This window comes from Pseudomonas sp. P2S-1, assembly GCF_057197725.1.
Genome location: NZ_CM170068.1, coordinates 3869140 through 3882348 on the forward strand (window position 1 = coordinate 3869140; position 13209 = coordinate 3882348).

Sequence of the window (13209 nt, forward strand, 5' to 3'; positions counted from 1 at the left end):
TCACCCGGTGTTTGCATCAGGCTCCCTTGGACAAGCCATGCTTGCGCAGTTTCCGATACAGGGTGTTACGACTTATGCCGAGCTGCGCCGCGACCTGGGTCATGTGCCAGCGTTTCTCCTCCAGGACCGCCAGAAGTGTCTGACGCTCCGCGTCGTCCAAGGGGTGCTCGGCTGCTGGCTGAACCGTAGCCACAGGCGCATTGCGCACCAGCGCTGGCAGATCCTGCACGCCGATCCAGCCGTCCTCGCACAGCGCTACCAAGGTCCGCAGCACATTGCGCAATTGCCGCACGTTGCCCGGCCAGGCGAAGTCCAACAACAGGCGACGAGCAGCCGGGTCGAGCTGCACCACCTGCCGCCCCGCCTCCTCGGCCAGAATGAAGTCGAGCAACTGCGCCTTGTCACTGCGCTCGCGCAACGCCGGCAGGGCGACTTCCAGGCCATTGAGCCGATAATAGAGATCTTCGCGGAAGCTGCCGTCCGCCACCCGCTCCAGGAGGTTGCGGTGCGTGGCACTGATGACCCGCACATCGACGTCCTGCGCTTCGCCACCGATCGGCACCACCTGGCGCTCTTCCAGCACCCGCAGCAAACGGGTCTGCAACGCCAGCGGCATATCGCCGATTTCGTCCAGCAACAAGGTGCCACCATCCGCCTGCTGCAGCTTGCCGCGCATGCCTTCCTTGCGCGCGCCGGTAAAACTGCCGCCGCGATAACCGAACAGTTCGCTTTCGATCAGGCTTTCCGGAATCGACGCACAGTTGAGCGCGACAAAGGGCTTGCTCGCCCGTTGGCTGGCCTGGTGCACGGCCTTGGCGAAAGCCTCCTTGCCGGAGCCGGTCTCGCCATTGAGCAGCAACGGCACATCCCGCTCGAACACCCGCAGGGCGCGGCGGAAATCGTTTTGCAGGGCCGGATCGAGCAGGCAGATCTGCGCCGGCCTCGCCGGGGCGACCACCGGCTGGGGCAACGCCCGCGCCTGCTGCCCGCGCACGCTGGCGAACAGCTGGCGACCGTCGCGGGTACGCAGCGGCCAGCTGGCACTGGCCAGCGCCGTGGCGCGACCGAGCAGCTCATCCAGGCGACAATCGAAGAACATGTCCACCGGCTGTCCCAGCAACCCGCCACGCAGATTGCCCAGCAGGTTCAGGGCGCTCTGGTTCACCGCGCAGATCCGCCCTTCCCCGTCGAACGCCAGCAACCCTTCGCTGAACAGCCCGACCGACTCGGCCTGCAGGTGGAAACGCAGTAACCAGTGGTTCTCGAAACAACGCAGGAAATAGCAGCTCTCGATCATCTTCGCCGAGAGGTTGACCAGCGCCATGGTGTGGAACTGGCTCTGCCGCGAAGCATCGGCCCGCGCCGACGACACGTCGAGCACCGCCAGCAGGTCGCCATGGGGATCGAACACCGGACTCGCCGAGCAGGTCAGCCCGGTATGGCGGCCACGGAAGTGCTCGTCCTGGTGGATGGTCAGGGCCTGGCGCTCGACCAGGCAGGTGCCGATGCCGTTGGTGCCTTCCCGCGCCTCGCTCCAGTCAGCGCCCAGCCACAGCCCGGCGCGCTCGAAGATGCGCCGCTCGCTGGGCGCGGTGACGCAATTGAGGATGACCCCGCGGGCATCGGTCAGCAGCACCGCATGACCGGCGCCGGAGAGTTGCTGGTGCAGGCTGTTCATCTCGCCATCGGCGATCTGCAGCACCTGGTGCAGGCGGTCGCGGCTTTCCAGGACGCGCTCGTGCTCGAGCACCGTCGGCGCCACCGCCAGGGCCGGGTCGAGGTGGTAGTCCTCCAGGCAGCGCAGCCAGGAGCGGGCGATCGACGGGTCGCTGCCAGGGCCCTGCACACCACCCTTGCCCTGCGTCACCGTCAGCACTTGCCGGGCATGCCGGCTGAGATGATTACCCTGCACTTTTTATTGTTCTCCGCGGGTGAGAGAAAACCAGCATCCTCCAGGCGCCAACGCATTGCAATGCCGGCTTGACCGTCGGGTCACGGGCTGTACCGCCAGCGATACAAAGTGTCACCCAGGCTGTACCGCTTCCCTCACAAAGCGTCGCTCAACCTCCGGGAAAACTGCGCCAAATCATTGATCCAGCGCCCTCGCGAGGCGCTGGCCCGACCTTTGCTCTACGCTCCATATCCTCCCCAACAAAACACATAAGCCAGGAGAGACACCATGCGTTACGCACATCCGGGTACCGAAGGCGCAAAGATTTCGTTCAAGAGTCGCTACGGTAACTTCATCAATGGCGAGTTCGTGGCTCCGGTCAAAGGCGAGTACTTCACCAACACCTCGCCGGTGAACGGCCAGCCGATCGCCGAATTCCCCCGTTCCACTGCCGAAGACATCGACAAAGCCCTGGATGCCGCCCATGCCGCTGCCGACGCTTGGGGCCGGACTTCCGTCCAGGACCGCTCCAACGTGCTGCTGAAGATCGCCGACCGCATCGAGCAGAACCTCGAGATCCTGGCGATCACCGAAACCTGGGACAACGGCAAGGCCATCCGCGAAACCCTCAACGCCGACATCCCGCTGGCGGTGGATCACTTCCGCTACTTCGCCGGCTGCATCCGCGCCCAGGAAGGCGGCGCCGCCGAGATCAACGAAGGCACCGTGGCCTATCACATCCATGAGCCGCTGGGCGTGGTCGGGCAAATCATCCCGTGGAACTTCCCGATCCTCATGGCCGCGTGGAAACTCGCCCCGGCCCTGGCCGCCGGCAACTGCGTGGTCCTCAAACCCGCCGAGCAGACCCCGCTGGGCATCACCGTGCTGGTGGAACTGATCGGTGACCTGCTGCCGCCGGGCGTGCTGAACATCGTGCAAGGCTATGGCCGCGAAGCCGGTGAAGCCCTGGCCACCAGCAAGCGCATCGCCAAGATCGCCTTCACCGGCTCGACCCCGGTGGGCTCGCACATCATGAAATGCGCGGCCGAGAACATCATCCCGTCCACCGTGGAGCTGGGCGGCAAGTCGCCGAACATCTACTTCGAAGACGTGATGCAGGCTGAACCGTCGTTCATCGAGAAAGCCGCCGAGGGCCTGGTCCTGGCCTTCTTCAACCAGGGCGAGGTGTGCACCTGCCCGTCCCGCGCGCTGGTGCAGGAGTCCATCTATCCGCAGTTCATGGAAGTGGTGATGGAGAAGGTCAAGAAGATCAAGCGCGGCGACCCGCTGGACACCGACACCATGGTCGGCGCCCAGGCTTCGCAGCAGCAGTTCGACAAAATCCTGTCCTACCTGGAGATCGCCGAGAAGGAAGGCGCCCAACTGCTGACCGGCGGCAAGGTGGAAAAACTCGAAGGCAGCCTGGCCACCGGCTATTACATCCAGCCGACCCTGCTCAAGGGCAACAACCGCATGCGTGTATTCCAGGAAGAAATCTTCGGCCCGGTGGTCAGCGTCACCACCTTCAAGGACGAATCCGAAGCCCTGGCGATCGCCAACGACACCGAGTTCGGCCTGGGTGCCGGCGTGTGGACCCGGGATATCAACCGCGCCTATCGCATGGGCCGCGGGATCAAGGCCGGTCGCGTGTGGACCAACTGCTACCACCTGTACCCGGCCCATGCCGCGTTCGGTGGCTACAAGAAGTCCGGTGTCGGGCGTGAGACGCACAAGATGATGCTCGACCACTACCAGCAGACCAAGAACCTGCTGGTGAGCTACGACATCAATCCGCTCGGGTTCTTCTAAACCCCAATCGCTGGCAAGCCAGCTCCCACAAGGACCGCGTACACCGCGAACCCTGTGGGAGCTGGCTTGCCAGCGATGAATACAACGCGGTCCCACAGACAAAATCCAGGGCCAACCGCTCTGGCCCGCTTCCTGCAGCACGCTCACCACTCAAAAAAAGACAACAGGTGACTCCCCATGCCAAGCGATCATTCCGCCGGATCCCCGGCAGGTTCTTCCGTAGATTTCGAAAAGGTCGGTTCCGACTATTTCCAGCAACGTGAATTGAAAAAAGGCGCCGCCGGCTGGGTCCTGCTGGTCGGCCTCGGCGTCGCCTACGTGATTTCCGGCGACTACGCCGGCTGGAACTTCGGCCTGGCCCAGGGCGGCTGGGGCGGGATGTTCCTCGCCACCCTGCTGATGGCCACCATGTACCTGTGCATGTGCTTCTCCCTGGCCGAACTGTCCTCGATGATCCCCACTGCCGGCGGCGGCTACGGCTTCGCCCGCAGCGCCTTCGGGCCCTGGGGCGGCTTCCTCACCGGCACGGCGATCCTGATCGAATACGCCATCGCCCCGGCCGCCATCGCGGTGTTCATCGGCGCCTATTGCGAGTCGCTGTTCGGCATCGGCGGCTGGATGATCTACTTGGCCTTCTACATCATCTTCATCGGCATCCATATCTTCGGGGTCGGTGAGGCGCTGAAGCTGATGTTCATCATCACCGCCGTCGCCGCCATCGCCCTGGCCGTGTTCCTGCTGGCGATGGTGCCGCACTTCGATGCCAAGAACCTCTTTGATATCGCCCCTACCCAGGCAGCGGGCGCCAGCAGCTTCCTGCCGTTCGGTTATGTCGGCGTGTGGGCGGCGATTCCCTATGCGATCTGGTTCTTCCTCGCCGTCGAAGGCGTGCCGCTGGCCGCCGAGGAAACCAAGAACCCCAAGCGCGACCTGCCCCGCGGCCTGATCGGCGCCATGCTGGTGCTGCTCAGCTTCGCCCTGCTGATCCTGGTGATCGGCCCCGGCGGTGCCGGCGCCGAAGCCCTGAAAAGCTCCGGCAACCCGCTGGTGGAAGCCCTGTCCAAAGCCTACGGCGGTTCCACCTGGATGGGCGGCTTCGTCAACCTGGTCGGCCTGGCCGGCCTGATCGCCAGCTTCTTCTCGATCATCTACGCCTATTCCCGGCAGATCTTCGCCTTGTCCCGCGCTGGCTACCTGCCCCGCGCCCTGTCGCAGACCAACAAGAGCAAGGCGCCGGTGCTGGCCCTGATCATCCCCGGGATCATCGGTTTCGCCCTGTCGCTGACCGGCCAGGGTGACCTGCTGATCCTGGTGGCAGTGTTCGGCGCTACGCTGTCCTATGTGCTGATGATGGCCGCGCACATCACCCTGCGCATCAAACGCCCCAAAATGGAGCGTCCGTATCGCACCCCGGGCGGCATCCTGACTTCGGGCGTGGCCCTGGTGCTGGCGTGCATCGCCGTGGTGGCGGGCTTCCTGGTGGATCCGCGGGTGGTGATCGGCGCCGCGATCATTTATGGCGTCCTGATTGCTTACTTCGCCCTGTACAGCCGCCACCACCTGGTCGCCGGTACGCCGGAAGAAGAGTTCGCCGCGATCCAGAAGGCCGAAGAAGCCTTGCACTGACCGAAATACCGCGCCGCCGGTCGCACGGCGGCGCTCTGGAGATTGCACATGGCAAGTTTCGTACACACGGTCGGCCAGCAGACCTTCCGTTTCGACAGCCTCAAGGAAGTGATGGCCAAGGCCAGCCCGGCCCGCTCCGGCGACTTTCTCGCCGGGGTCGCCGCGAGCAACGACGGTGAACGGGTCGCGGCACAGATGGCCCTGGCCGATATCCCCCTCAGCCATTTCCTCAACGAAGCGCTGATTCCCTACGAAGACGACGAAGTCACCCGGCTGATCATCGACACCCACGACAAGCAGGCCTTCGCCCCGGTCAGCCACCTGACCGTCGGCGGCCTGCGCGACTGGCTGCTCAGCGATCATGCCGACGAAACCAGCCTGCGCGCCCTCGCGCCGGGCCTGACCCCGGAAATGGCCGCGGCGGTGTCGAAGATCATGCGCGTGCAGGACCTGGTCCTGGTGGCGCAGAAGATCCGCGTGGTCACGCGTTTTCGCGGGACCATGGGCCTGCGCGGGCGCCTGTCGACCCGCCTGCAGCCTAATCACCCCACCGACGAACCCGCCGGGATCGCCGCGAGCATCCTCGACGGCCTGCTCTACGGCAACGGCGACGCCATGATCGGCATCAACCCGGCCACCGACAGCATCGCCTCGATCTGCGCGCTCCTGGAAATGCTCGATGCCATCATCCAGCGCTACGACATCCCCACCCAGGCCTGCGTGCTGACCCACGTCACCACCTCCATCGAGGCGATCAACCGCGGCGTGCCGCTGGACCTGGTGTTCCAGTCCATCGCCGGGACCGAGGCGGCCAACGCCAGTTTCGGGATCAATCTGAATGTGCTGAAGGAAGGGTATGACGCCGGGCTCAGCCTCAACCGCGGCACCCTCGGCCAGAACCTGATGTATTTCGAGACCGGCCAGGGCAGCGCCCTGTCGGCCAACGCCAACTTCGGCGTCGACCAGCAGACCTGCGAAACCCGCGCCTATGCCGTGGCCCGGCATTTCAAGCCGTTCCTGGTGAACACCGTGGTCGGCTTCATCGGCCCGGAGTATCTGTACAACGGCAAGCAGATCATCCGCGCCGGCCTTGAGGACCACTTCTGCGGCAAGCTGCTCGGCGTGCCCATGGGTTGCGACATCTGCTACACCAACCACGCCGAAGCCGACCAGGACGACATGGACACCCTGCTGACCCTGCTCGGGGTGGCCGGGATCAACTTCATCATGGGCATCCCCGGCTCCGACGACATCATGCTCAACTACCAGACCACCTCCTTCCACGACGCCCTCTATGCCCGCCAGACCCTGGGCCTGAAGCCGGGGCCGGAGTTCGAGGCGTGGCTGGCGCGTACCGGCATCTTCACCCAGGCCGACGGCCGCGTGCGCTTCGGCGACAACCTGCCGCCGGCCTTCCGCCAGGCGTTGGCACAACTGGGATAAGCGAGGGATTCATGGACAAGCAAGCGACGCCCACCGATAACCCCTGGCTGGAACTGCGCCGCCTGACCCCGGCGCGGATCGCCCTGGGGCGCACCGGCACCAGCCTGCCGACCCAGGCCCAGCTGGATTTCCAGTTTGCCCACGCCCAGGCCCGCGACGCGGTGCACCTGCCGTTCGACCACGCGAATTTGCGCCAGCAACTGCAGGAACGCGGGCGCGACAGCCTGCTGCTGCGCAGCGCGGCGCAGGATCGTCATCACTATCTGCAACGCCCCGACCTGGGCCGGCGCCTGCACGAGGACTCCGCCGAACAGCTGCGCGAACATGCGCGGAGCAACCCGGGCGGTGTCGACCTGGCCATCGTGGTCGCCGACGGCCTGTCGGCGCTGGCCGTGCATCGCCACACCCTGCCGTTTCTCACCCGACTGGAAGAACAGATCGCCGCCGACGGCTGGTCCACCGCGCCGGTCATGCTGGTGGAGCAAGGCCGGGTCGCGGTCGCGGACGAGATCGGCGAACTGCTCGGCGCACGGATGACCGTGATCCTGATCGGCGAACGCCCCGGCCTCAGTTCACCGGACAGCCTCGGCCTGTATTTCACCTGGAACCCGAAAGTCGGCCTGACCGACGCCTACCGCAACTGCATCTCCAACGTCCGCCTCGAAGGCCTGAGCTACGGCATGGCCGCGCACCGCCTGGTGTACCTGATGCGCGAAGCCTGCCGGCGGCAGTTGTCCGGGGTGAACCTGAAGGACGAAGCCCAGGTCCAGACACTGGAAACGGAAACCAATACGCAACAAAACGGAAACTTCCTACTTGGAAAGTCCTGAATGACGGCTACTTTGTCGTCGATTGCGCTTTTTTTCCGCTTTAGGCAGCATCTGGGGCGACGGCTGCCCGAGATTCGCCGCCATTCCCTACGAAACACGAGGCCTGCTTATGCGAATCATCAAAGCAACCCTTGAGCACCTGGACCTGCTCGCCCCGCTGTTCGTCAAATACCGCGAGTTCTACGGCGAACTGCCTTACCCGGATACCTCCCGCGCCTTCCTGCAAAAGCGCCTGGAACGTGGTGAATCGATCATCTACCTGGCCATGCCGGACGATGACGACAGCAAGCTGATGGGGTTCTGCCAGTTGTACCCGAGCTTTTCCTCGCTGTCGTTGAAGCGGGTGTGGATCCTCAACGACATCTACGTCGCCGAGGATTCCCGGCGCATGCTGGTGGCCGACCACCTGATGCGCGAAGCCAAGCGCATGGCCAAGGACACCAACGCGGTGCGCATGCGGGTGTCGACCAGCAGCGACAACGAGGTGGCGATGCGCACCTACGAGTCCATCGGCTTCCGCGAGGACACCGAGTTCAAGAACTACGTGTTGCCGATCAACTGAACGCTGGCTAGAGAACAACACAAAACCCTGTGGGAGCTGGCTTGCCAGCGATAGGGCCGGCAAGGGCAATGAGGTTGTCAGATCGGGCCTCATCGCTGGCAAGCCAGCTCCCACAGGGATCTGTGCAAGCCGGCCATCTCCGCACATTCAGCTACAAACTGCGTAAGCAGAATCCCTCCATGGCCGTATAATGCCTTCCCTCAGCCTGTGTGAATCTTTACCCAAGACTGTGGGTAAACCCTCACGCCCCACACTGCCAGCCATCGCACGCCCGTGAATCCGGGTTCTGAACAAGGTGCTGTACATGGATTTCAACCCGCTGGACCTCATTCTGCATCTCGACATGTACCTCGACATGCTGGTCAACAACTACGGTCCCTGGATCTACGCGATCCTGTTCATGGTGATCTTCTGTGAAACCGGCCTGGTGGTGATGCCCTTCCTGCCGGGCGATTCCCTGCTGTTCATCGCCGGCGCCGTGGCGGCGGGCGGCGGCATGGACCCGCTGCTGCTCGGCGGCCTGCTGATGCTCGCGGCGATCCTCGGCGACAGTACCAACTACGTGATCGGACGAACGGCCGGCGAACGCCTGTTCCGCAATCCCAACTCGAAGATCTTCCGCCGCGACTACCTGGAACAGACCCACACCTTCTACGAGCGCCATGGCGGCAAGACCGTGACCCTGGCGCGCTTCCTGCCGATCCTGCGGACCTTCGCGCCGTTCGTCGCCGGTATCGCCAAAATGTCCTACCCGCGCTTCTTCGGCTTCAGCGTGGCCGGCACCATCCTCTGGGTCGGTGGCCTGGTGACCCTCGGCTACTTCTTCGGCAACGTGCCGTTCATCAAGCAAAACCTGTCGCTGATGATCGTGGCGATCATCTTCCTGTCGCTGGTCCCGGTGATCATCGGCGTGGTCCGTGGCCGCATGGGCCGCGGCGAGGCCAAGGCGCACTGACCGGCGATCATGTGGAGCTTCAGCGCCTGGCGTCGGCGTCGAACCCTCGAACGCCATCCGGTCGATCCACAGTTGTGGCAGCAGGTGCGCGAGCGCCTGCCGATCCTCGACGGCATCAGCGACGCCGAAGACCGCTGGCTGCGCGACGCCTGCATCCTGTTTCTCAGCGACAAGCACCTGACCTGCCTGCCCGGGGTCGAGCTGGATGACGGCGAGCGCCTGTTCCTCGCCGCCCAGGCGCAACTGCCCTTGCTGCACCTGGGCGCGCTGAACTGGTACCAGGGCTTCCACGAACTGATCCTCTACCCCGACGACTTCGTCAGCCCGCAGCGCCACCGCGACAGCAGCGGCATCGAGCACGAGTGGGACGCCGAGCATAGCGGCGAAGCCTGGCAACAGGGCCCGGTGATCCTCGCCTGGCCCGGCGTGCAGGGCAGTGGCGGCTGGGAAGGCTACAACCTGGTGATCCACGAACTGGCGCACAAGCTCGACATGCTCAACGGCGACGCCAACGGCCTGCCGCCGCTGCACAACGACATGCGCGTCAGCGACTGGGCCACGGCCATGCAGCAGGCCTACGACGACCTCAACGCCCAGCTCGACCGCAACCCCGACGCCGAGACCGCCATCGACCCCTACGCGGCGGAAAACCCGGCGGAATTCTTCGCCGTCACCAGTGAATACTTCTTCAGCGCCCCCGACCTCCTGGTGCAGGCCTACCCCGAGGTCTACGCGCAGTTGCGCAGCTTCTACCGCCAGGATCCCCTGGCCCGCCTGGAACAGCTGCAGGCCACGCATCCTGGATACAAAGAAGCCACGGAGTGAATCGGTCAAGCATCGGGGCGGGCGTGGCAAGGGCTTTCGAATGTGCCTATAATCGCGGCCAATTTTTGGTCAAACACGGGGGCAACGCCCAATGAGCTACAGCAAGATCCCGGCGGGCAAAGACCTGCCGAACGACATCTACGTCGCCATCGAGATCCCGGCCAACCACGCGCCGATCAAATACGAGATCGACAAGGACAGCGACTGCCTGTTCGTCGACCGTTTCATGGCCACCCCGATGTTCTACCCGGCCAACTACGGCTTCATCCCGAACACCCTGGCTGACGACGGCGATCCCCTGGACGTGCTGGTCGTTACCCCGTACCCGGTCGCTCCAGGCTCGGTGATCCGCGCCCGTCCGGTCGGCGTGCTGAACATGACCGACGACGGCGGCGGCGACGCCAAGATCATCGCCGTACCGCACGACAAGCTGTCGCAGCTGTACGTCGACGTGAAGGAATACACCGACCTGCCAGCCCTGCTGCTGGAGCAGATCAAGCACTTCTTCGAGAACTACAAGGATCTCGAGAAAGGCAAATGGGTCAAGATCGATGGCTGGGGCAACGCTGACGCAGCCCGCGCCGAAATCAGCAAGTCGGTCGCTGCCTATAAAGGCTGAGCCCGACCGCTGTGAAAAAGCCCCGCATTCGCGGGGCTTTTTTATGGGCGCACGGTTCGAATCCATCCAAACACATGCAGTTCAGAGAAAATACAGAAACTTCCTACAAAAATGTCGGCAAATGCTGTAATCACCTTGCCAACGACCTACCGACGTCTCTCAACTTAATGTTTATAGGAAGGACGGTCCCGGACCTCTAGTATTCACGCCCATGAATACATCCGGTGATCGACTGAAGGTCCTGCTGAGCGAGTGCAACCTGAGTGCTTCGGATTTTGCCGCGCAACGCAAGATAACGCCCCAGCATATAAACAACTGGTTTCACCGTGGCGTGCCCCAGGCCCGTCTCGAGGAAATTGCCGAGCTCCTGTGTGTGCGGGTCAAATGGCTGCGCACGGGTGAAGGCCCCAAGCACATCTCGCCACTGCCGCGGGTCAACCGCAGCCGTGGCGGCCAGGTGCGCAGCGAGCCGCCCGATCACAGTGCCCTCAGTTGCCACGATGAACACGACGTGCGGCTGCCCTTCCATACCCTGCGTGCGCGCCAGCTCGAAGCCATCCCGCAACGCTGCCTGCATCTACCGCGCCACGCCCTTGACCGCCTCGGCGTCGACCCGTCCCAGGCCATCGCCCTGAGCATGCCCGACTACAACATGACGCCGCTGATCCCCTATGGTGCCCCGCTGGCCGTCGACCGCGGCCTGACCCGGGTGGTCGACGGCGAGCTGTACGCCGTGCTCCACGATGGTCAATTGCGCATCAACAGCCTGAGCAAACGCAGCAACGGCGCGCTGCGCCTGCACAGCCACGACAGCGAGGCGTTTCCCTGCGAGAACTACCGGCTCGGGCAATCCCGCGGTCATCAGCTGGAAGTGCTGGGCTGGGTGTTCTGGTGGGCCCAGTACCGCAGCGAACGGCCGGACTGAAGCGATCTGGTGCATTTTTTGCTGGGCATTGCGAGTCGTTCCCAGTATGCTGTGCGCCACCTTGGTCCTGAGTGCCGTTTGCACGTCACGGACCGGGCGGAGCCTCACACAGTCCCCGCCCATACGACACACCCGCTGTGTCGTCCAACGATTTGAAGGCGGTTGCGGCTTGCCAAAAGCCAGCCAAGACTGTCCCCGAGAAGCCGGCCACAAGCCGGCTTTTTAATGCCCTCCAGCTTTGTCAGCCCCCTGTCCTTCAGCCGCCGGTCATGCGATCGCGAGCTTGCCTACTCTCTGCAAATCCACATGCTGGCGCGCAACCCACAGGTCATACGCGTCCTGCAGGGCCAACCAGCTTTCCGGCGAACGACCGAGCGCTACCGACAGCCTCAGCGCCATTTCAGGGGTAACACGGCTGGTGCCCTTCAAGACGCGGCTCAGGGTCGAGGGCGCGACGCCCAGCTTCTCCGCCAGCTCACGACCGCTGATACCGTTCGGCTCCAGATAGATATCGGTGATGAATTCACCTGGATGGGGAGGGTTATGCATGTTCATCAGTGGTAGTCCTCATAGTCCAGAACATAAGCGTTTCCGTCACGAAACTCGAACGTCAGCCGCCAGTTGCCGTTCACCATGATCGACCAGCGCCCTCGCATTTCCCCTTTGAGGGAATGCAGGCGAAAGCCTGGAATATCCATATCGTCTATCGCCCTCGCAGTATCAAGGGCAGCCAATTGCAACCTCAAGCGCCTGGCATGAGCAGGCTGGACGCCAGCGGTGCTTCCCGTCTCGTAGAGCTTGCGCAGCCCTTTGTGCCGAAATGATTTGATCATTACGCAAACGTAGCATGTTGCGCAACACGCAACAATAAATGACATATCTGGTAATCCAATGCAAGCGGACCATGCGCCCAAGGCCTCTGGAGTCCAGACCTCTCATGCCGCCACCCGCCTCACCCCCGTCAGCGCCAGGAACGAATTCAACTGGCCATGCGGCGCCCGGTACACCCCCAGCGCATTCAGGTATTTCACACTGATCGCCGCCAGTTCCCAGGCCATTGGCTCGTCATCGATGACGAAGGCCTGTTCCGAGACGAACAGGTCCAGCCCGGTGAGATCCCCCAGGGCCTTGAGCGGTGCGGATTTTTCCCGGTGCCCCGGCAGCAGCGTTTCGTTGCTCCAGGCCCAGCGCCAGGTATTGGCATTGCCGGCATGGCTGCCGATGAAGATCACGTCCGCCTCGCACACCTTGCGATCGTCGGCGTCGTACATTTCCAGAAGCCCGATCGTCTGGTCGAACGACCATCGGGTGTAACTGCCGAATCGATGTTCGGCTTGAAGCAGACTTTGTTTTTCCTTCAGTTCATCCACTGCGGACCGCAGGAAGCAGTCGAAGTTGTCGTTAGTCATGAGAAGTCCTGAACGCTACGGTTGGCGTGGCCAGAACGATCAAGACTAGACGCAAATGGCTGGCCGCTGGTCGGACAACTTCTGCGTCATGACCACTTACGTCATCGCTATATAGTTTTATATATTTCGACTTCAGGTTTCGCCGCGTACGCCGTGCGCCGGACCATCCTCGACGCCGCCAGCCAGGCCTTCGCCGAAAAGGGCTACGCCGCAACCAAGATCGCCACCATCGCCGGGATGGCCGGACTGCCCAGATCCAACGTGCACTACTACTTCAAGTCCAAGGAGAACAATGCCGCGCACCTGATGCTGCGC

The 13209-nt window shown here is 63.4% G+C and carries 13 protein-coding genes and 1 pseudogene; 10 read left to right on the plus strand and 4 right to left on the minus strand.

The window, feature by feature from the left end; genetic code table 11:
• Positions 1-16: 16 nt before the first annotated feature.
• On the minus strand, positions 17-1912 hold the full coding sequence (locus AC2CQI_RS17190) for a sigma-54-dependent Fis family transcriptional regulator (protein ID WP_484577412.1): 1896 nt from the start codon (positions 1910-1912) through the stop codon (positions 17-19).
• Positions 1913-2179: 267 nt separating this feature from the next.
• Here AC2CQI_RS17190 and exaC point away from each other — a divergent pair, with 267 nt between their 5' ends.
• The 9 genes from exaC to AC2CQI_RS17235 all read left to right on the plus strand — a co-directional run bounded on the left by exaC (position 2180) and on the right by AC2CQI_RS17235 (position 11485).
• Positions 2180-3700: an acetaldehyde dehydrogenase ExaC gene (exaC, locus tag AC2CQI_RS17195; RefSeq protein WP_484577413.1), complete on the plus strand. Its 1521-nt coding sequence runs from the start codon at positions 2180-2182 to the stop codon at positions 3698-3700.
• 177 nt (positions 3701-3877) lie between these two features.
• The gene (gene eat, locus AC2CQI_RS17200) at positions 3878-5326 is read left to right on the plus strand and encodes an ethanolamine permease (protein ID WP_484577414.1); all 1449 of its coding nucleotides are present in this window, start codon (positions 3878-3880) and stop codon (positions 5324-5326) included.
• A gap of 48 nt (positions 5327-5374) precedes the next feature.
• Positions 5375-6769 (plus strand): ethanolamine ammonia-lyase subunit EutB, encoded by a 1395-nt coding sequence (locus AC2CQI_RS17205; protein ID WP_075802265.1) that lies wholly within the window; start codon positions 5375-5377, stop codon positions 6767-6769.
• An 11-nt stretch (positions 6770-6780) separates the two neighbouring features.
• A complete protein-coding gene (eutC, locus tag AC2CQI_RS17210) occupies positions 6781-7599 on the plus strand; it encodes an ethanolamine ammonia-lyase subunit EutC (protein ID WP_484577415.1) in 819 nt (272 codons plus the stop codon).
• A gap of 109 nt (positions 7600-7708) precedes the next feature.
• On the plus strand, positions 7709-8161 hold the full coding sequence (locus AC2CQI_RS17215; RefSeq protein WP_075802267.1) for a GNAT family N-acetyltransferase: 453 nt from the start codon (positions 7709-7711) through the stop codon (positions 8159-8161).
• Between the two features lie 304 nt (positions 8162-8465).
• Complete coding sequence (locus tag AC2CQI_RS17220) at positions 8466-9116, plus strand: DedA family protein (protein ID WP_075802268.1); 651 nt, start codon at positions 8466-8468, stop codon at positions 9114-9116.
• A 9-nt stretch (positions 9117-9125) separates the two neighbouring features.
• Positions 9126-9941, plus strand: coding sequence for a M90 family metallopeptidase (locus AC2CQI_RS17225; RefSeq protein WP_075802269.1), 816 nt, complete (start codon positions 9126-9128; stop codon positions 9939-9941).
• A gap of 91 nt (positions 9942-10032) precedes the next feature.
• The gene (gene ppa, locus AC2CQI_RS17230) at positions 10033-10560 is read left to right on the plus strand and encodes an inorganic diphosphatase (RefSeq protein WP_009397414.1); all 528 of its coding nucleotides are present in this window, start codon (positions 10033-10035) and stop codon (positions 10558-10560) included.
• 211 nt (positions 10561-10771) lie between these two features.
• Entirely contained in the window at positions 10772-11485 is a 714-nt protein-coding gene (locus AC2CQI_RS17235; protein WP_075802270.1) for a LexA family transcriptional regulator, read from the plus strand.
• Between the two features lie 267 nt (positions 11486-11752).
• On the opposite strand, the gene AC2CQI_RS17240 is transcribed toward AC2CQI_RS17235, so the two are convergent.
• The 3 genes from AC2CQI_RS17240 to AC2CQI_RS17250 form a co-directional block, all read right to left on the minus strand.
• On the minus strand, positions 11753-12040 hold the full coding sequence (locus tag AC2CQI_RS17240; protein WP_075802288.1) for a HigA family addiction module antitoxin: 288 nt from the start codon (positions 12038-12040) through the stop codon (positions 11753-11755).
• Positions 12040-12318, minus strand: coding sequence for a type II toxin-antitoxin system RelE/ParE family toxin (locus AC2CQI_RS17245; RefSeq protein WP_484577416.1), 279 nt, complete (start codon positions 12316-12318; stop codon positions 12040-12042). The genes AC2CQI_RS17240 and AC2CQI_RS17245 overlap by 1 nt, the downstream gene beginning before the upstream one ends.
• Positions 12319-12420: 102 nt before the next feature.
• The gene (locus tag AC2CQI_RS17250) at positions 12421-12894 is read right to left on the minus strand and encodes a DUF6882 domain-containing protein (RefSeq protein ID WP_484577417.1); all 474 of its coding nucleotides are present in this window, start codon (positions 12892-12894) and stop codon (positions 12421-12423) included.
• A 123-nt stretch (positions 12895-13017) separates the two neighbouring features.
• Between AC2CQI_RS17250 and AC2CQI_RS17255 the strand changes: the two are divergent.
• Positions 13018-13185: pseudogene (locus tag AC2CQI_RS17255) on the plus strand (TetR family transcriptional regulator); the annotation flags it as partial.
• Between the last annotated feature and the right edge of the window lie 24 nt (positions 13186-13209).